Origin of the sequence: Nostoc commune NIES-4072 (assembly GCF_003113895.1) — a bacterium.
Taxonomy (GTDB): domain Bacteria; phylum Cyanobacteriota; class Cyanobacteriia; order Cyanobacteriales; family Nostocaceae; genus Nostoc; species Nostoc commune.
In genome coordinates this window covers 6,610,088-6,625,908 of the sequence record NZ_BDUD01000001.1, presented here as the reverse complement: position 1 = coordinate 6,625,908, position 15,821 = coordinate 6,610,088, and the positions used below count along the sequence as shown (strand labels likewise).

The window sequence follows — 15,821 nt, the reverse complement described above, 5'->3', positions numbered from 1 at the left end:
GGAAGAATAACAATGACAAATGACAAATGACAAATGACTAAAAAACAAAAATTTCCTTACTTAGTTGGTTCTAAGTGGACGGCACAGCAAAAAGTCGATGGTTGGCGACACTTCCAGGTAGTCAATCGGAAAAATCAGGCTAATTGGGTTTATGCCGAAATGGTTGCTGCTTGCGATCCGAAAGTCCGTTTTTGGATAAATGCTAAATTATTACAAGATAACTCCCAGTGGCAAGCTGGCTGGCAAACATTACAGGAAATCCACGGACTTGAAACTGAGGTGTCCTAATTCCCTTCTATAGCTCGACTGAAATAAATTTTAGGATTTATGTCCACTCTAAAATTGTTCTCTTAGCCCACGGAGGTGGACTTTGCTTTGTTTAGCCGCGAATTCTATTGCTGTGGCTCTTGGAAAATATTTGACAAATTAATAATTTTTTACAAAATCAGAGTAACTTACTCTCAAGCAGCAATTAAATGCTTGTGACTACCGACTGAAAACTGGCAATTTATCTGCGATACCTTCTCTACGAGAGGCTTCGCCAACGGTGAGCTACGCTAACGCAAATTTCAGTAATATTTCAAGCATCAGGCTGCATATACCTTTCTTTACCCTTTCCCCTGGGCCCCAATGCCTTGAAAACACGTTATCCGGCCATCAGCTAATTGTATGAAAAGTATTCAAAAAAGCCAATTTCAGATTTTTTGTTTTTTGTAACTCTTTTTATACAAATGAGTAATAAAAACTGTTTTTTTATAGTTTTTAGAGCTTATAAAGCCTCTAAGCCCGATAAAACCCTAAATAAATATAATTGTGATTTAATTCATCAGCTAAGACCGTTTTCCAAATTAAGAGCCACTTTCTTTTCTATGTAATTTGCCCAATAATGACATTCACAGACCTCACGCATCGCCATCTCAGGAAAGGTGAAGGCAAATGTTTGAGCCACAAGTTTGACAAGAAGCTATAAGAGGCAAATAAAAGTGAAACTAGCAGTCTACGGAAAAGGTGGTATCGGTAAATCCACAACTAGCTGTAATATATCCGTCGCCCTAGCTAAACGTGGCAAAAAAGTGCTGCAAATTGGTTGCGACCCCAAACATGACAGTACCTTTACCCTGACTGGGTTTTTGATTCCTACAATTATCGATACCCTCCAAGAAAAAGACTATCACTACGAAGATGTCTGGCCTGAAGATGTAATTTATAAAGGCTACGGCGGCGTGGATTGCGTAGAAGCTGGTGGCCCACCTGCGGGTGCTGGGTGCGGTGGATACGTAGTCGGCGAAACCGTAAAATTACTTAAGGAACTCAACGCCTTTGATGAATACGATGTAATTCTTTTTGACGTTCTGGGTGACGTAGTTTGCGGTGGTTTTGCAGCACCACTCAACTATGCTGATTACTGCCTGATTGTTACAGACAACGGCTTTGATGCTTTGTTTGCGGCAAATCGGATTGCGGCTTCAGTCCGTGAAAAAGCAAGAACTCACCCACTGCGTCTAGCTGGGTTAATTGGCAACCGCACCTCCAAGCGCGACTTGATTGAAAAATATATAGAAGCAGTGCCAATGCCAGTTCTAGAAGTTTTACCTTTGATTGAAGATATCCGTGTTTCCCGTGTGAAAGGTAAGACTTTGTTTGAGATGGCAGAGCAAGATCCTTCTCTAGACTACGTTTGCGACTACTATCTCAACATCGCCGACCAAATTCTGGCACGTCCAGAAGGTGTTGTGCCTAATGACACACCAGATCGTGAGTTGTTCTCTTTGTTATCCGATTTTTATCTAAATCCGGGTAAACCCCAGGTTCCTAATTCAGAAGAGGAACTAGACTTGATGATTGTATAAATCACCAAGTTCTCAGGATGGGGGACAATAACATGGCATTCTTTCACAGCTTTACAGGCTCATTAAAACAAAAGTGGTTGCAATTTTTCCAGAACAATCGGGACTGGATCACGCTGCACATGCAAGTAGAATCGGTATACACACCTGATGGCGGGAAGCGACCACCTTCTTACCTCATCCTGGGAGTTGTTAACGCCCTAGAGCCAAAACTAGCGCAGTTAATGTTGCCCTTTGCCAAACTCAATCCTGATGCTGATACCCTGATTGAAGTACTGGATTTGCATTTTGACCCAGATTTCGCTCTTGGTAATCGCTTCGCCAACCCAGAAGTAGAGAGATTCGTAGAAGAAGCAGCAGCTGTCATTGACGAAAAGCCTGAATATGAAACATTGACACATTCTCATACAAATGACTTTGCGGCGATGGCAGTAATTCAAGAAGTCACAATCGGGGATTCTGAGGAGCAAAGCCTAGAACTCAGTGATTTACAAGAAACCGAAGATGCCTTTGGTGATATTTCCTTATCCAACGGACATGACTCAAAAGAAGAGTCTCTCGAAACCTCTAGTTTAGAAGCAAATGAGTTTGGGGACATGGGCTTCGGTACAACAGATGCAATGGAAATCAAGCTCGATGAAGACGAGGCGCTTGAAGATAGTTCACTAGATGAGAATGCGTTTAAAGACGTGTTGTCAGATGTCTGGAGTGATGAAACAGCTTTACAAAAGGCTGAAGAAAATAATGATTTTTTGGGGGAAGAACTGCCAGCAGGCGTTTTTGATGAATCAGAAATTGCCCGTCTCTTCCCCAACGCTTAATTATTGCCGTTCCTCGCAATTTAAGTTTTAGATTTGGGATTTTGGATGAGGAATTAGGGAAATTGTCGTCAGACAAAGGTTACTTTTGTTGTCCCAGTCTTCAATCCAAAATTATCAATCTAAAATCTAAAATTGGTTGACCTGTCATTAAATATCAAGGGGAGAAAAAACCAAAATGACTGTCGCTCAACAACCAGAAGCTTTAAGCTTTGAATGTGAAACTGGAAATTACCATACCTTTTGCCCAATTAGCTGCGTGGCATGGTTATATCAAAAAATTGAAGATAGCTTCTTTTTGGTGATTGGGACAAAAACTTGTGGCTACTTCCTGCAAAATGCGATGGGGGTGATGATTTTTGCAGAACCCCGCTATGCAATGGCAGAGTTGGAAGAGGGCGATATTTCGGCACAACTAAGTGATTATGAAGAGTTAAAGCGGTTGTGCTTGCAGATTAAACGCGATCGCAATCCTAGTGTAATTGTCTGGATTGGCACTTGCACCACGGAAATTATTAAAACAGATTTGGAAGGTTTAGCACCGAAACTAGAATCCGAAATCGGGATTCCCATCGTTGTAGCGCGGGCAAATGGTCTAGATTACGCCTTTACCCAAGGGGAAGACACCGTATTAGCAGCAATGGCTAACCGTTGTCCTGATAAGGCTCCGGTGGCAGAAACAGAGAAAAGTGAACGTAATGCGATCGCAAAATTGCTAAACTTCGGTAAGAAGAAGGAAGATGTTGCCCAAGATGAATCTGAGTATGTAGATCATCCACCCTTGGTTCTCTTTGGTTCTCTTCCCGACCCCGTGGTGACTCAGTTAACCTTGGAACTGAAGAAACAAGGCATCAAAGTTTCCGGCTGGCTACCCGCGAAGCGCTTCACAGAACTGCCAGTACTAGAAGAAGGGTATTATGTCGCTGGTGTCAACCCCTTCCTCAGCCGCACAGCTACCACCTTAATGCGCCGCCGTAAGTGTAAACTCATTGGCGCACCCTTCCCCATTGGCCCCGATGGCACCCGTGCTTGGATTGAGAAAATCTGCTCGGTGTTTGGTATAACTCCCAAGGGTTTGGATGAACGGGAAGCACAAATTTGGGCAGGTTTAGAAGATTATGTGAAACTGATTCGTGGTAAATCTGTATTCTTCATGGGTGATAACTTGCTGGAAGTTTCCCAAGCAAGATTCTTAATTCGTTGTGGGATGACAGTTCACGAAATCGGCATTCCCTACATGGATAAGCGCTATCAAGCTGCTGAGTTGGCATTGTTGGAGAAAACTTGCCAGGAAATGAATTCACCTCTGCCAAGGATTGTAGAGAAGCCGGATAATTACAATCAACTTCAGCGTATTTATGAGTTGAAACCAGATTTGGTAATTACTGGTATGGCTCACGCTAACCCATTGGAAGCACGGGGTATTAATACAAAGTGGTCTGTGGAGTTCACTTTTGCTCAAATTCACGGCTTTACGAATGCGCGTGACATGTTAGAGTTGGTGACTCGTCCGTTGCGTCGGAATAATAATTTGAAAGATTTGGGTTGGGATAAGTTGGTGAGAGAAGAAGCGAAGATTTAAATTTGGGTTTAGATTGAGCAACAGCATATAATTAAGGCGAACTTTTTGGGTTCGCCTTTTTTGTCTCACAAAGGTGCAAAGGAAGAGCGCCTAAAAATAGTTACAATCAGGTGGATATTGCTAAATCATAACTTAGAGAATATTTAACCATTACAGTTAATTATGTTTAAGCTCAATCGACAAAAGCTACCATTTCTAGAGTCTATTGGTTGGCAGCTAAAAAATGTATATCAAATGAGTGAGAAAGAAATTGTTCAATTGTATGAACGCAATTGGCATCATCAAACTACCTTCAATAATTTAAAACAAGAAGAAAAGGATTTTGTTCATTATTTAGCAAAAAAATATAACTCTTGGATATTACCGGATTTTGAAATGTTTCATCTCGATCATCATAATAATATACTTAAAATTATTAATGCTTTCAATCCAGAAGTTTTCAAAAAAGCTTCTGCATACTTTGGCGGTGGTACACTCTTGGCGTTAGAATATGATGAATACAGGCTTAGTAAAGATATTGATTTTCTCTTCCCTTATGGAACTGAAAATTACAGATATTTAAGAAATTTGATTTGCGATGAAGGAATTGTAGCATTATTGGAAAGTACAACAGATATCGAATTAGGTGACAGTACAATAAATCAATATGGTATTCGTTTTCCTATTGTAGTCAATGAAACAACTATTAAAGTAGAAATTGTAGCCAATGGGATTTTTACTTTAGACTCTCCTGTTTACCCGAAATGGACAAGAATACCTTGTCTGAGTATAAGCGATAGATTTACATCAAAACTAATGGCTAATGCTGACCGATGGAACGATTCAAGTACACAATCTAGAGATTTGATTGACTTAGCAATATTGCGTGTAAATAACGAAATCCCCGCACGTGCGATCGCTAAAGCTGAAGAAAGCTACGAAATAAAAAAGCCATTAATTAAAGCCATCACTAATTTTATTGAAAAAGAAAGATATAGAGATAAATGTTTTCATGAGTTAAACATACCTGAAGAAAAATTTTCCATAATAATGGATGGGATAAATTTGCTTCTTGTTGACTTTGAATCTATGAATTAAAGAAATTTAAAATGTAATAATCACTAGCAAACGAGCGAAAATTTATTATTGATATGTTTGTAACATGGCTGTAAGTATGCTGCTGGGTTAGAAGTGAGTAAAATGTCAATATATTTTTTAATACGTGAACGGAGGACTTTTGCTCCTTCTTGGAATCGGCGAAGTGCTGTATCGTGTTCTTGCAATTCTAAATAGCAACGTGCTTCAGCTAGGTAAGCTAAAGATAAAGTTAACAGATATTCATCAGCAATTTGGCTTTTTTGCTCAATTTCGTTATCGGTATATTCAGCATAAATATGCTCTGCTTCTAAAAAGCGGTTAATAGCTTGTAGCGCGCTACTTCTACGATTTTCAGTTTTACCCATCGTAAAGGCATTAGTTGCTAATTCGATTGCAGCACGAAAATTAGCATAAAAACTGAGGTCAATTTTGCGATTGACTTTGTTCAATAGTTCTTCCGCCTGTTTTAAGCGTTTTTCTAGCTCCTTGAGGCGCTGCGCTATTACAGCAAAGCCCATTACTGAAACACCAAGGTTAAGTACGCTAGCCGCAGTAGTTATCTGTAAAATTCCTTGATTAAGTTGTAAACTTTGCCCAAGTTCTCCTAACTGATTTTCAATACCACCTAAACGTCCGTTGACATCAGCTAGTCCTTTCGCTGTGACAGCTGCATTAGCCCCTGAAACAACAAGGTTAAGTAAATTATTAGGAGAACTAGTTGGCGTTGGTACTAAATCTCTTAACCAAGCTACAACTTGTTTTGTGACAGCATGTTGAATTACACCGCCAGTTCGTACATATATACCACTAGCTAACCCCTTTGCAATGTGAGGGGCAAGTGCAAAAGTTAATGTAAGTACGTCCATAATCTTCTCCTATTTAGTAAAGCATCAGCAGCCTGATATTTTATGGCAAGCCACTTCTACGCAGCAAATACCTGCGCTTTACTCAGTATTCCCAGTTTGAGTTGTAGTTTACGCAATAGCGATCGCTCTTTTTAACGAACCGTCCACGCCAATAAAGAAAAGCGATCGCTCTTTTTAACCAGAAGATGCAGAGCGATCGCAGATACAATCATAAGTAAAAGCAAGGTAGTAGAAAATGGCTGAAATCGTCACCCTTCAACTCCCTGAAACACTGGCACAAAAAGCAAAGGAAATCGCTGCTTTCACACATCGGCGACTTGAAGATGTATTACTAGAATGGATTGATCGCACCATTACTGAACTACCTCTGGAGTCTCTACCCGATGAGCAGGTTTTGGCTATATGCGATATGCAGATGGAAACTCAGCAGCAAGAGGTTTTCAGTGAGCTAAAAGGGTAATGGTTTTAGGGGAAGGGGACAATACAGAATTTTTTCCCCTTCCCCCTTCACCTTTTCCCGACTTATGCAAGAAGTCTAATGAGAAAAATCTCAGCTTAAATTTGGCATTAGAGGAATTACGGTCTACTCAAGCTCAACTTGCAGAAACTGAGGATAATAGCGATAAAACCTGAAAAATCAATTTTTTTGGCTGTAAATAGCTTAAAATTTTTCCCAACCACTCAATTAATGCACAGTGGAGCAAACACTATTTTCACTGGAAAATCTTGCTGAAAAGCTAATGTTTAATTTATTACTACAACAATAGCCATCTGTAACTGCTGATTGCTAATGTCCAAATCTAAGGAGTCAATTATCAAACTAGGACAGGTCGGTGGCAACAAACCTACCATTTAATTACAGCCAGAAAGCCCAAAATTAAAACATGCGTGACTTTTGACTTTTAAATGCGTGACTTCCGCCTTGCGGTACTAGCCCCCATAGACACCCGTTTTTTTGTTAGTATTCAAAAAAACCTATTGACACATTTTCAGATCAATTGTTTGTGATTTGTAAGTAAATGTAAACAATTGTTTCAAAAGAAAGCACATGAGGTTTAATGACTGATTATTTCCAAGGAAATTTCCCATTACAATCTGTCCCACTGACGAAGAGTGTGGCAAAGAGCCACGCCCATACAGAAGAGGAGAGCGGAAAATTAGCTGCAACGATAGCCGAAGCTGCATCAGACCGCAAAGCGGGTGAGATTATATTGCTCAAAGTAGCAGAGGTATCTTACCTAGCTGATTACTTTGTGATGATGACTGGCTATTCTAAAGTACAAGTCAGGGCGATCGCTCAAGCAATTGAAGGAAAGGTCGAAGCTGAGTTGCAACGGCGTCCCATAAGGACAGAAGGAAAAGTTGAGGGGAGTTGGGTACTACAAGACTACGGTGATGTGATCGTTCACATCATGATGCCCAAGGAACGAGAGTTTTATAATTTAGAAGCGTTCTGGATTCATGCAGAGCGTATTTCCCTTCCAGAATCTGATGAGGGTGAGGGTAAGCCAACATGATTAGGTCTTCGGTTTCAAATTGCCCAGTTCCTACAGACCAACAACCGCTTAATGAGTACGAAGAGTTAAAAAATTCCTGGCTATTTCGTGATACCACTTTAGATTTGCGCGAGTATATCACGAAAATAGCTTGGATTTGGGGTTTATCTTGGCTGGTGGCAGGGCCTGTGGCAGCAGCAAGTTTTCCTCCGAACAAGTATATTGCACATTTTATCCTCTGTGGTGCAGCCGCCGCGAGTGTTGGCGTAGTGCTGGCACTGGTAAGGTTGTACTTAGGCTGGTTCTACGTGTGCGATCGCCTTTGCAGCCCCACAGTCTTTTATGAAGAGTCAGGCTGGTACGACGGCCAAACTTGGACAAAACCAGAGGAAATCCTCAACCGCGATCGCTTGATTGTCGCATACGAAATCAAACCCATCTTGCGGCGGTTACAATTTACCTTCGCTGGCTTGGCGGGAATGTACGTTATTGGTACTATAGTTTGGCATTTGTTTTAAAGAGTCATTGGTCATTAGTCATTAGCTAAGGACTAATGACTAATAACTAATGACTAATTAATTAAAAAAGGTGATAAATATAAACCCATGACAATGGGAAAACGAACTCAAGCCACAGCACTGGAAGTCCGGTTGCTGCGGGAAGGTATTATTGAATCCAGGCATATAGTCCAAGCTGTTGTATGCGACGAACGAGGACGGGTTCTAACCGTTGCCGGGAATTCTGAAACTGCTGCATTTATCCGTTCAGCGCTCAAACCATTTCAGGCACTCGCAGTCACCACCACAGGTACACTGGAACGCTATGACCTCAGCGATCGTGACTTAGCAATTATCACAAGTTCCCATAAAGGAAGAATAGATCAAGTCCGACAGGTATTTAACATTCTTTGGCGGGCTGATCTTGACCCAACTATGCTCCAGTGTCCAATTCCTGAAGGTAAGCACAGTCCTCTGGAATACAATTGCTCTGGTAAACATGCGGGAATGTTAGCTGTTTGTCAGCAACGTCGTTGGCCCTTGAATAACTACTTAGATCGCAAGCACCCAGTACAGCAGTTGATTTTAGGCAAAGTAGCAGAATTGCTGCGAATGCCAGCTGAAGAATTTATCAGCGCTCATGATGACTGTGGCGCACCAACTTATCTGATGCAACTCGGTCACATGGCATCTTTATATGCATTGTTAGCCTCTAGTACCAATCTGGATATGGAGCGCATTGTCCGTGCGATGACTCATCACCCCGCTATGGTTGCTGGAGATGGAGAATTTGATACGGAACTAATGCGCTTAACTCCAGGGGAATTGGTCAGTAAAACTGGTGCAGAAGGAGTGCAGTGCATTGGTAGACTCGGCGAAGGCTTGGGATTGGCGATTAAAGTTATGGATGGGGCAAAACGAGCAAAATACGCCGTGGCTATTCACTTACTCCAGCAAATGGGTTGGATTAGTCCCAGTGCCGCCGAAAGCCTCTGTGAAAAGTTTGTCACCTTAGGAAAATACAAACGTTTAGAAGTAATTGGAGAATTATCATTTTTGTAGTTGCCAAACTCTTGACTATGGGTTATGATATAAAAGTCAAGAGCAACGCGGGATAGAGCAGCCTGGTAGCTCGTCGGGCTCATAACCCGAAGGTCAGTGGTTCAAATCCACTTCCCGCCACCAAATCAAAGATAAAATAAAAACCCTGCAATCAATGAAGATTGCAGGGTTTTTGTTTTATTTTGATCTATTCTGGAAGAAATAGCCATCTAAAAGGCGCGGAGAATCATGGTTGTGAAGTTGCAGCGACCAATTTTAGTGGGAGGATTGGGACTGTCCTTTTCTCTGTGGATGTTGGACAGTTGGCACGATTCTATAGTGCAGGTGGGTGAGTTTGGTTTATTGAGTGCCTTAGCTGTAGGCGGTGGTTTGTGGTTATTCCAAAAAAATCGCCCGAAAGACAGTTTAGAGCAGCTAGATAGTATGGTAGTGGATCGGGCGACTGTCGAAAGTGCGATCGCTAAAACTGAAACTGTAATTAACCAACTCGCACAAGAAGCTGAAAACCATACAGCATTAAAGGTACTCAAAGAACAAGTTGCCCAACTGTTGTTGGAGTTAGACAGACAAGAAATTAAAGTTGCAGTGACTGGCGGTAAATCCGTGGGTAAAAGCACTTTAATTAAAGTGTTAAAGGAAAATGTCGAGACAGGAAATTTAGTGTCTCTAGAAGAAACAGCACCTTTATTTAGAGAAGCGGGTGACAATTCAGATGCAGATGTTTTAGCCGAAGTAGCAAAATCTGATTTTGTTCTGTTCTTAACAAACGGTGATTTGACAGACTCAGAATTTCAAGCCTTACAGCAGCTAAAAGCAGCAAATCAGCCCACAATCCTGGTTTTGAACAAACAAGACCAGTATTTAGCCGATGAAAGCGCCAGCGTCTTGCTGTCATTGAAACAGCGAATGCAGGGAAATGTAGTTGCAACTGCGGCCTCTCCCATTCCCATCAAAGTCCGAAAGCATGAGGCTGATGGTTCTGTGCAAGAGTGGATGGAACAACCAGCACCAAATATCCAGCAGTTGACTCAGCAGTTGGGTGAATTGACACAGCAGGGACAACGGCTAGTTTGGTTAACAACCATGAGAAAAGCCGGATTGTTGAAAGCTGACGCGAAAAATTGGTTGAATGGAACTAGACGCGATCGCGCCACCCCAATTATTGAACAATATCAATGGATAGCTGCTGCTGCTGCCTTTGCTAACCCAGTCCCAGCCCTTGATATCCTAGCGACTGCGGCAATTAATGCTCAGATGGTAATGGATTTGGGTAATATCTATCAGCAGAAATTTTCCTTGGAACAGGCCCAAACCGTAGCTGGAACAATGGGAAGTTTGATGCTGAAACTGGGTTTAGTTGAACTTTCTACGAATGCTATTACTACTGTTCTAAAAAGTAATGCTGTTACCTTTGTTGCTGGTGGCGTAGTGCAGGGAGTAAGTGCAGCTTATCTGACTAGAGTTGCAGGATTAAGTCTAATTGAATATTTCCAACAGCAGGAAATAGCAATAGATTCTGGGACTGGCTTGAATTTGGAGAATTTGCGGCAAACCTTACAAAAGGTATTTGGGCAAAATCAGCAAATTGGTTTTTTGCAAGGTTTTGTTAAGCAAAGCATGAAGCGTTTGTTGCCAGAAGCACAGCACGTTGAAGTCATTGGTATTCAGAAAGCGGTGGGATAATTTGATGCAGAAGATTACCAAATTTTAGATTTTGGATTTTGGATTGAATGATTCAAATTCCAAAATCTAAACTTGGTTTTAATCCCTCAATTTTAATTGGGGATACAAACTAAATAAACATCTTTATTGAAATAAAGATGATTCATCCGTGTTGTCAATCTAAAATTTAAAATCCAAAATTAGCTGTAGGTAAACCTAAAATTTACCCAAGCCTAATTTAGGCTTGGGTGTATTTAACAATTATTGTGATTGGGAGTTAACAAAAAATTGTGAATAAGGGTAGTTAGCTACACAGCACCACTGTTTCTATTAAACAGAATAGCTATAGTTTTGAAAATTAGCTTTAAATCGTACACCAAACTCCAATTTTTTTGATACTGCAAATCTAGGCGAATTACATCTTCAAAACTACGGACTGTAGAACGCCCGTTTACTTGCCATTCGCCAGTCATACCAGGTTTTACATCTAAACGTTGCCACTCCGGTACTTCGTAGCGTTCCACTTCATCGGGTGTCGGTGGTCGAGTGCCTACTAAACTCATTTCTCCTTTGAGGACGTTCCAAAATTGGGGTAATTCATCAAGACTAGTTCGCCGTAAAAAGCGCCCTATTTTGGTAATTCTGGGGTCATTCTCATTTTTGAAAAAAGCACCTTGCACTTGGTTTTGAACTTGGGATTTCTTCGCTTCCGCATCCACACACATAGAACGGAATTTCCAAATCTTAAACCGTTTCCCCATCCAACCACAACGAATTTGACTAAAGAAAATGGGCCCGGGATCATTAATTTGAATAGCGATCGCAATCGGAATAAATAAAACTCCTGTAATTAATAAACCGACCACAGACCCCACAATGTCTAACAACCGTTTCATCCAAGATGCCACAGAAGGGTGAGTAGTGGGTAACTGCTCTACTTTACGGGAAGTTGTTTTGCGATTATCTACTAAGTCTTCCTGTTTTATTAGCGGCGCATCATTTACAAGCTCTAAGGGGAAAACCTGATCCAATCCCGTCAGTTTTAGAACTGCCATTATTTGAGGTGTTACATTCCGCAGTGTTAATGTAATCCCTTGAGTCTGGGCATATTTAAAATTACTGACCAGGGCACCTAAGCCACTACTATCCATAAAAGTAGTTTGGTGAAAGTCAATAATGATTTGCTTAGGATGTGAATTGGGCTGGATTAAGCTTTGGCAGGTTTGCTTAAAGCCTAAAGCCTCCAGCACGCTCAACCGCTTAGGCATCTGCACTATAGCCGTGTCGTTTAGGGAATTAACTGGAAAATCGACCTCTGTCGGTTGGCTAGTCATGAAGCTCTGCACTTTCGTTGCCATGTATAATGTAATCTGCCAAACATTACTTTGTCCTAGAAAATTACCTAACCTAATATTGGAATCAGTAGTAATAAGGACTAATTTCAATTTACCGGGGCTGAGATTGGAGATCGCTAGCGACGATTCACAATAGAACAAGAAGCCAAAAAATATCCTTGTTGTTGTGCCGCCGCAGCGCGATCGCGTTGCTCTCATCAAATGATTGCTAAAAATACGGTTACACCTACCGCACGCCTAATTGAAATCTTTTCTGCCATTCAAGGGGAAGGACTAAATGTAGGGACGCGTCAGATATTTATTCGTTTTGCTTTGTGTGATTTGCGCTGTCAGTTTTGTGATAGTGTCCACACTTGGAATGCACCTGCTAGTTGTCGGATAGAGCGATCGCCTGGATTGCGCGACTTTGAAATCCACTCTAACCCTGTCTCTCTACCCATACTAGTTGAATGGGTCGAACGACAAAATGTACCTTCTCTACACGATAGCATTAGCTTAACTGGAGGCGAACCACTTCTTCATGCCCCATTTTTAACCCAGTTTCTACCCGAAGTACGAGCCATAACTGGTCTACCTATATACTTAGAAACTGGCGGACATCGCCCAGAACAACTGGCAATAATTCTCCCTTACTTAGACTCTGTAGGTATGGATTTAAAATTGCCCAGTGTTAGCGGCGAAAGTCATTGGCAAGAACATGCTAAATTTCTCCAATTATGTCATGACTCATATTTAAATGTTTTTGTCAAGATAATTGTGTCTCAAAACACAGATCCAGCCGAGTTGGAACGTTCAGCTTTGCTAGTGGCAGAGGTTAGTCCAGATATCTCAGTATTTTTACAACCTGTTACGCCTTTAGCAGTATCTGAACAATTCTCCTCAATACCTGTGTTTGCCCCTACGGCTGATCAAGTTTTAACGTGGCAAGCTTTGATGAAGGGCTTTCTCAAGTATGTGCGTGTGATCCCTCAGACGCATAAAATGCTGAACCAGCTGTAAAATTTGAGTTTGATAAAGATGTAATCAAGAAAAAAGTAAGATTTTATGAAAGGCAGTTAAAAGCAAAACACTCTTTGAGGGATATTTCCGCAACGCTCACAGAGAAATTACTTAACAGGCGGGTGACACAAGGGGAGTGTTGGCATTCAAACTAATTTAAGCTGTTCTACATTTAAATTGCATATACTGGGCGGGCAGGATGCCCACCCCACAGGAATTTATATTTAAGTATATTTAAGCTTAGATGCGTTTAACCAGATATCGTAGACTATTGCAAAAGTAAACTATTGATTTTTTTCCCAGCTTTCATAATAGTCTTCTAATATTGACCTACAAGCTTTTGATCCCCCCAACCCCCCGATAAATTGGGTGGCAAAAACCCTTCAAAGTCCCCCAATTTATCAAGAGATTTAGGGGGATCTTTAACGATTTTGATTTTATACAAAAATATGTATAAAACGTATCAGAGTTGGAGAAGGGCTAACTTGAACTTTAATTCAAAGCAGGGAGAGGTTCATTGAACTCAGCTTGATTTAGGTATTTTGTGGGATGGGCAATATCCACCCAACCTAATTTCTGGTTTCTAGAGTGCGCCCTCGTCTGGAGTTTTGGATTTAGCTTTTGCCTTATTAGCACTGCGTTTAAGGGCAGAGAGCCTTGCTTCGTATTTCGACCGTTGGCGCTTACTAGGAGTATTGTCAATCAGGGTTTTCAAGGCGCTACCTAGACTCTTGTAGGCATTGGGGAGGGTATAACCAAACCGAGTTGCTAAAGCGATCGCTTTCTCATCAGCATTGATCAATTCTCTTAGTTGCTTTTCCCCACTATTCTTTTGGTACAATCGCCAGCCTGACACACCACACAGCGACAAAGCTAACACCAGAAGCAATCCATCTTGTACCCACAATTCGCCTACAGCACCACCTAAACCGATGGCTAGTGCTGCCATTTCCCAACCATCTTTAGGAATCGTGTCATTTTGAACGCGGGCAACTTCATGCCAGAACAGCAGATTACGCTGATCCATTGCGAGGGCATCCCATTTCACCAAGTCAATTTGAATTTCTACCTGGTCTTTACCAATTTCTTCGCAACGAACCAGGGGTGGATTGACCTCAGTTGTGCCTTCAACCGTGACCCAGCTCTGTAATTCTGGCGGTAGTAAGCCTTTCAACCGCCGTAGTTCACTCATTTCCGCTTTGGCAGAGGAGGTTGCATAGGATGTCATAATATCCAGCCCCAGAAAATTTCAGTATATAGTGAGGGTATCACTTTGGAGTATAGCGATTTAAGTGATGATCCGTCTCACTCACCCTTAAAACTTCCTCGCTTTTTTCGCGATTCCATTGCCTTTTCTAACAAATCTAGCAATCCTGGGGCTTCTTCTTGGATACTGAGTAACAGTCTTTCCCCAAGTTCTATATTCCCCGGATCAAAACCTGTTGCCATTACTTCTTTCAGGCGAGGTATTGCTATGCTATCCACAATCTGGATTAAGCCACTCAGACAACGGTGAAATTGTTTTTCTGTAAGAATCGAGTCTTCTAAAGGAAACTCAATAATGGCACGAATTTCGCCATCAGATGGGTCATACTCCCATTGCAACATTTTGGTTTCCCAGGAAATGGCAAGCATTGTCTGTAGGATAACTCCCTTGTGAGGATGTTCTTGAATTCCTGCCAGAACTTGAGGGGCAAATACCCGGAAAAATTTTCCCTCTTCATCCAGTTGGACAACTATTAGAAAATCTTCTAGGTTATCAGCCTCCACACCTGTTATAATTCGGTCTTCTTCATCATCAAAACGGTAGTCCCAACCAAGGTTGTCTAAATAGTTGGCAATCTGTTTGAGGTTAGCTCCCATAAAAGCCTCATAAGGAACGTGGAGCAGCTGTTACCAGACCTAGTTTAACCTGCTAGGGGTAGTTGTTTAGGTTGGTGTCGCTACAAGCGATCGCCTAAAAGTCAATACGCTTGGGTTAAGGACAAGACTTATCCAAAATTAAGAAAAAACTAATCAATTAATGATTGGTTTGAGTCAAAAAATGCGCCGTAGTAAATCCCTTGTAGACGAACAGTTTTATAGTCTCGCCTGTTACAACCGACATGAGGTTTACCTCGTAGTCTTACTTTTCCTCCATCATCCACGCTCACTAGCGATCGCTCAACTAACCCTCGAACCCACTAAAACAACAGAACTCAGCGTTACCTATATTCACTCTCATAACAATTTGAAGACGGGAACTAGAAGTGAATTAACCAGCGATCCATTTAATGATGAGGCAGATGCGATCGTTGCTAATTCATTTGGTGCAGAAGCTGCTTGGCAACTTAGCCCAGTTATCACTCTCAGTGCTAGAGTTGGTTTTATTGATGCAAAAGTAGAAGATTTACTAAAAGATTCCAATGCGTCCATCTTCACATGGGCAGTGCTACTAGCTCTCAGAGATATCGGACGAAAAGGTAGCTTTGGAGGATTTACTGTGGGTCAACCTCCGAAAGTGACTCACAATAGTTTCGGCGATAGCTTCAAAGATGCAGAATCGTTAAGGTTTTAAGTT

General features: G+C 41.5%; 17 protein-coding genes, 1 tRNA gene and 1 pseudogene. 14 read left to right on the top strand and 5 right to left on the bottom strand.

Annotated elements, in window-relative coordinates:
* The first annotated feature begins 33 nt into the window (after positions 1–33).
* From CDC33_RS29690 to CDC33_RS29670, 5 genes are all read left to right on the top strand, one after another.
* Positions 34–288 (top strand): TIGR02450 family Trp-rich protein, encoded by a 255-nt coding sequence (locus CDC33_RS29690; protein WP_100901323.1) that lies wholly within the window; start codon positions 34–36, stop codon positions 286–288.
* Between the two features lie 695 nt (positions 289–983).
* On the top strand, positions 984–1,850 hold the full coding sequence (gene bchL, locus CDC33_RS29685) for a ferredoxin:protochlorophyllide reductase (ATP-dependent) iron-sulfur ATP-binding protein (protein ID WP_012410753.1): 867 nt from the start codon (positions 984–986) through the stop codon (positions 1,848–1,850).
* A gap of 32 nt (positions 1,851–1,882) precedes the next feature.
* Positions 1,883–2,668 carry a DUF5331 domain-containing protein gene (locus CDC33_RS29680; RefSeq protein WP_109011965.1) on the top strand — a complete coding sequence of 262 codons (786 nt, stop codon included), beginning with the start codon at positions 1,883–1,885 and terminating at the stop codon, positions 2,666–2,668.
* 175 nt (positions 2,669–2,843) lie between these two features.
* Positions 2,844–4,247: a ferredoxin:protochlorophyllide reductase (ATP-dependent) subunit N gene (locus CDC33_RS29675; protein WP_109011964.1), complete on the top strand. Its 1,404-nt coding sequence runs from the start codon at positions 2,844–2,846 to the stop codon at positions 4,245–4,247.
* A 162-nt stretch (positions 4,248–4,409) separates the two neighbouring features.
* Positions 4,410–5,324 (top strand): nucleotidyl transferase AbiEii/AbiGii toxin family protein, encoded by a 915-nt coding sequence (locus tag CDC33_RS29670; protein WP_109011963.1) that lies wholly within the window; start codon positions 4,410–4,412, stop codon positions 5,322–5,324.
* 23 nt (positions 5,325–5,347) lie between these two features.
* Here CDC33_RS29670 and CDC33_RS29665 read toward each other — a convergent pair whose 3' ends face one another.
* Positions 5,348–6,190, bottom strand: coding sequence for a hypothetical protein (locus tag CDC33_RS29665; RefSeq protein WP_244919378.1), 843 nt, complete (start codon positions 6,188–6,190; stop codon positions 5,348–5,350).
* 235 nt (positions 6,191–6,425) lie between these two features.
* On the opposite strand from CDC33_RS29665, the gene CDC33_RS29660 reads away from it, so the two are divergent.
* The 7 genes from CDC33_RS29660 (at position 6,426) to CDC33_RS29635 (ending at position 10,928) form a co-directional block, all read left to right on the top strand.
* Positions 6,426–6,650, top strand: coding sequence for a hypothetical protein (locus CDC33_RS29660; protein ID WP_244919377.1), 225 nt, complete (start codon positions 6,426–6,428; stop codon positions 6,648–6,650).
* On the top strand, positions 6,650–6,823 hold the full coding sequence (locus tag CDC33_RS39235; RefSeq protein ID WP_181374172.1) for a hypothetical protein: 174 nt from the start codon (positions 6,650–6,652) through the stop codon (positions 6,821–6,823). The genes CDC33_RS29660 and CDC33_RS39235 overlap by 1 nt, the downstream gene beginning before the upstream one ends.
* 425 nt (positions 6,824–7,248) lie before the next feature.
* Entirely contained in the window at positions 7,249–7,707 is a 459-nt protein-coding gene (rsfS, locus tag CDC33_RS29655; RefSeq protein ID WP_109011962.1) for a ribosome silencing factor, read from the top strand.
* Positions 7,704–8,204: a CGLD27 family protein gene (locus CDC33_RS29650; RefSeq protein WP_109011961.1), complete on the top strand. Its 501-nt coding sequence runs from the start codon at positions 7,704–7,706 to the stop codon at positions 8,202–8,204. The genes rsfS and CDC33_RS29650 overlap by 4 nt, the downstream gene beginning before the upstream one ends.
* A gap of 87 nt (positions 8,205–8,291) precedes the next feature.
* Positions 8,292–9,245, top strand: coding sequence for an asparaginase (locus CDC33_RS29645; RefSeq protein ID WP_109011960.1), 954 nt, complete (start codon positions 8,292–8,294; stop codon positions 9,243–9,245).
* Positions 9,246–9,291: 46 nt separating this feature from the next.
* Positions 9,292–9,368, top strand: a tRNA-Met gene (locus tag CDC33_RS29640).
* Positions 9,369–9,473: 105 nt separating this feature from the next.
* Positions 9,474–10,928, top strand: a complete 1,455-nt coding sequence (locus CDC33_RS29635) for a YcjF family protein (protein WP_109011959.1) — start codon at positions 9,474–9,476, stop codon at positions 10,926–10,928.
* Positions 10,929–11,215: 287 nt separating this feature from the next.
* Here CDC33_RS29635 and CDC33_RS29630 read toward each other — a convergent pair whose 3' ends face one another.
* The gene (locus CDC33_RS29630) at positions 11,216–12,265 is read right to left on the bottom strand and encodes an anti-sigma factor antagonist (protein ID WP_109011958.1); all 1,050 of its coding nucleotides are present in this window, start codon (positions 12,263–12,265) and stop codon (positions 11,216–11,218) included.
* Between the two features lie 198 nt (positions 12,266–12,463).
* Here CDC33_RS29630 and CDC33_RS29625 point away from each other — a divergent pair, with 198 nt between their 5' ends.
* Positions 12,464–13,261, top strand: coding sequence for a 7-carboxy-7-deazaguanine synthase QueE (locus CDC33_RS29625; protein ID WP_109011957.1), 798 nt, complete (start codon positions 12,464–12,466; stop codon positions 13,259–13,261).
* A 583-nt stretch (positions 13,262–13,844) separates the two neighbouring features.
* On the opposite strand, the gene CDC33_RS29620 is transcribed toward CDC33_RS29625, so the two are convergent.
* The 3 genes and pseudogenes from CDC33_RS29620 to CDC33_RS40705 all read right to left on the bottom strand — a co-directional run.
* The gene (locus CDC33_RS29620; RefSeq protein WP_109011956.1) at positions 13,845–14,489 is read right to left on the bottom strand and encodes a DUF3318 domain-containing protein; all 645 of its coding nucleotides are present in this window, start codon (positions 14,487–14,489) and stop codon (positions 13,845–13,847) included.
* A 77-nt stretch (positions 14,490–14,566) separates the two neighbouring features.
* On the bottom strand, positions 14,567–15,124 hold the full coding sequence (locus CDC33_RS29615; RefSeq protein WP_109011955.1) for a hypothetical protein: 558 nt from the start codon (positions 15,122–15,124) through the stop codon (positions 14,567–14,569).
* A gap of 152 nt (positions 15,125–15,276) precedes the next feature.
* Positions 15,277–15,402, bottom strand: a pseudogene (locus CDC33_RS40705) (ISKra4 family transposase); the annotation flags it as partial.
* 17 nt (positions 15,403–15,419) lie between these two features.
* Between CDC33_RS40705 and CDC33_RS29610 the strand changes: the two are divergent.
* On the top strand, positions 15,420–15,818 hold the full coding sequence (locus tag CDC33_RS29610) for a carbohydrate porin (protein WP_244919437.1): 399 nt from the start codon (positions 15,420–15,422) through the stop codon (positions 15,816–15,818).
* Positions 15,819–15,821 lie beyond the last annotated feature (3 nt).

What these genes read in the sequence shown, in the direction of transcription:
- CDC33_RS29650 (WP_109011961.1), top strand. Translation starts at nt 7,704, where the DNA reads ATGATTAGGTCTTCGGTTTCAAATTGCCCAGTTCCTACAGACCAACAA.
- CDC33_RS29620 (WP_109011956.1), bottom strand. Translation starts at nt 14,489, where the DNA reads ATGACATCCTATGCAACCTCCTCTGCCAAAGCGGAAATGAGTGAACTA.
- CDC33_RS29665 (WP_244919378.1), bottom strand. Translation starts at nt 6,190, where the DNA reads ATGGACGTACTTACATTAACTTTTGCACTTGCCCCTCACATTGCAAAG.
- CDC33_RS29645 (WP_109011960.1), top strand. Translation starts at nt 8,292, where the DNA reads ATGACAATGGGAAAACGAACTCAAGCCACAGCACTGGAAGTCCGGTTG.
- CDC33_RS29625 (WP_109011957.1), top strand. Translation starts at nt 12,464, where the DNA reads ATGATTGCTAAAAATACGGTTACACCTACCGCACGCCTAATTGAAATC.
- CDC33_RS29615 (WP_109011955.1), bottom strand. Translation starts at nt 15,124, where the DNA reads ATGGGAGCTAACCTCAAACAGATTGCCAACTATTTAGACAACCTTGGT.
- rsfS (WP_109011962.1), top strand. Translation starts at nt 7,249, where the DNA reads ATGACTGATTATTTCCAAGGAAATTTCCCATTACAATCTGTCCCACTG.
- CDC33_RS29680 (WP_109011965.1), top strand. Translation starts at nt 1,883, where the DNA reads ATGGCATTCTTTCACAGCTTTACAGGCTCATTAAAACAAAAGTGGTTG.
- CDC33_RS29675 (WP_109011964.1), top strand. Translation starts at nt 2,844, where the DNA reads ATGACTGTCGCTCAACAACCAGAAGCTTTAAGCTTTGAATGTGAAACT.
- CDC33_RS39235 (WP_181374172.1), top strand. Translation starts at nt 6,650, where the DNA reads ATGGTTTTAGGGGAAGGGGACAATACAGAATTTTTTCCCCTTCCCCCT.
- CDC33_RS29630 (WP_109011958.1), bottom strand. Translation starts at nt 12,265, where the DNA reads ATGGCAACGAAAGTGCAGAGCTTCATGACTAGCCAACCGACAGAGGTC.
- CDC33_RS29635 (WP_109011959.1), top strand. Translation starts at nt 9,474, where the DNA reads ATGGTTGTGAAGTTGCAGCGACCAATTTTAGTGGGAGGATTGGGACTG.
- CDC33_RS29660 (WP_244919377.1), top strand. Translation starts at nt 6,426, where the DNA reads ATGGCTGAAATCGTCACCCTTCAACTCCCTGAAACACTGGCACAAAAA.
- CDC33_RS29670 (WP_109011963.1), top strand. Translation starts at nt 4,410, where the DNA reads ATGTTTAAGCTCAATCGACAAAAGCTACCATTTCTAGAGTCTATTGGT.
- CDC33_RS29690 (WP_100901323.1), top strand. Translation starts at nt 34, where the DNA reads ATGACTAAAAAACAAAAATTTCCTTACTTAGTTGGTTCTAAGTGGACG.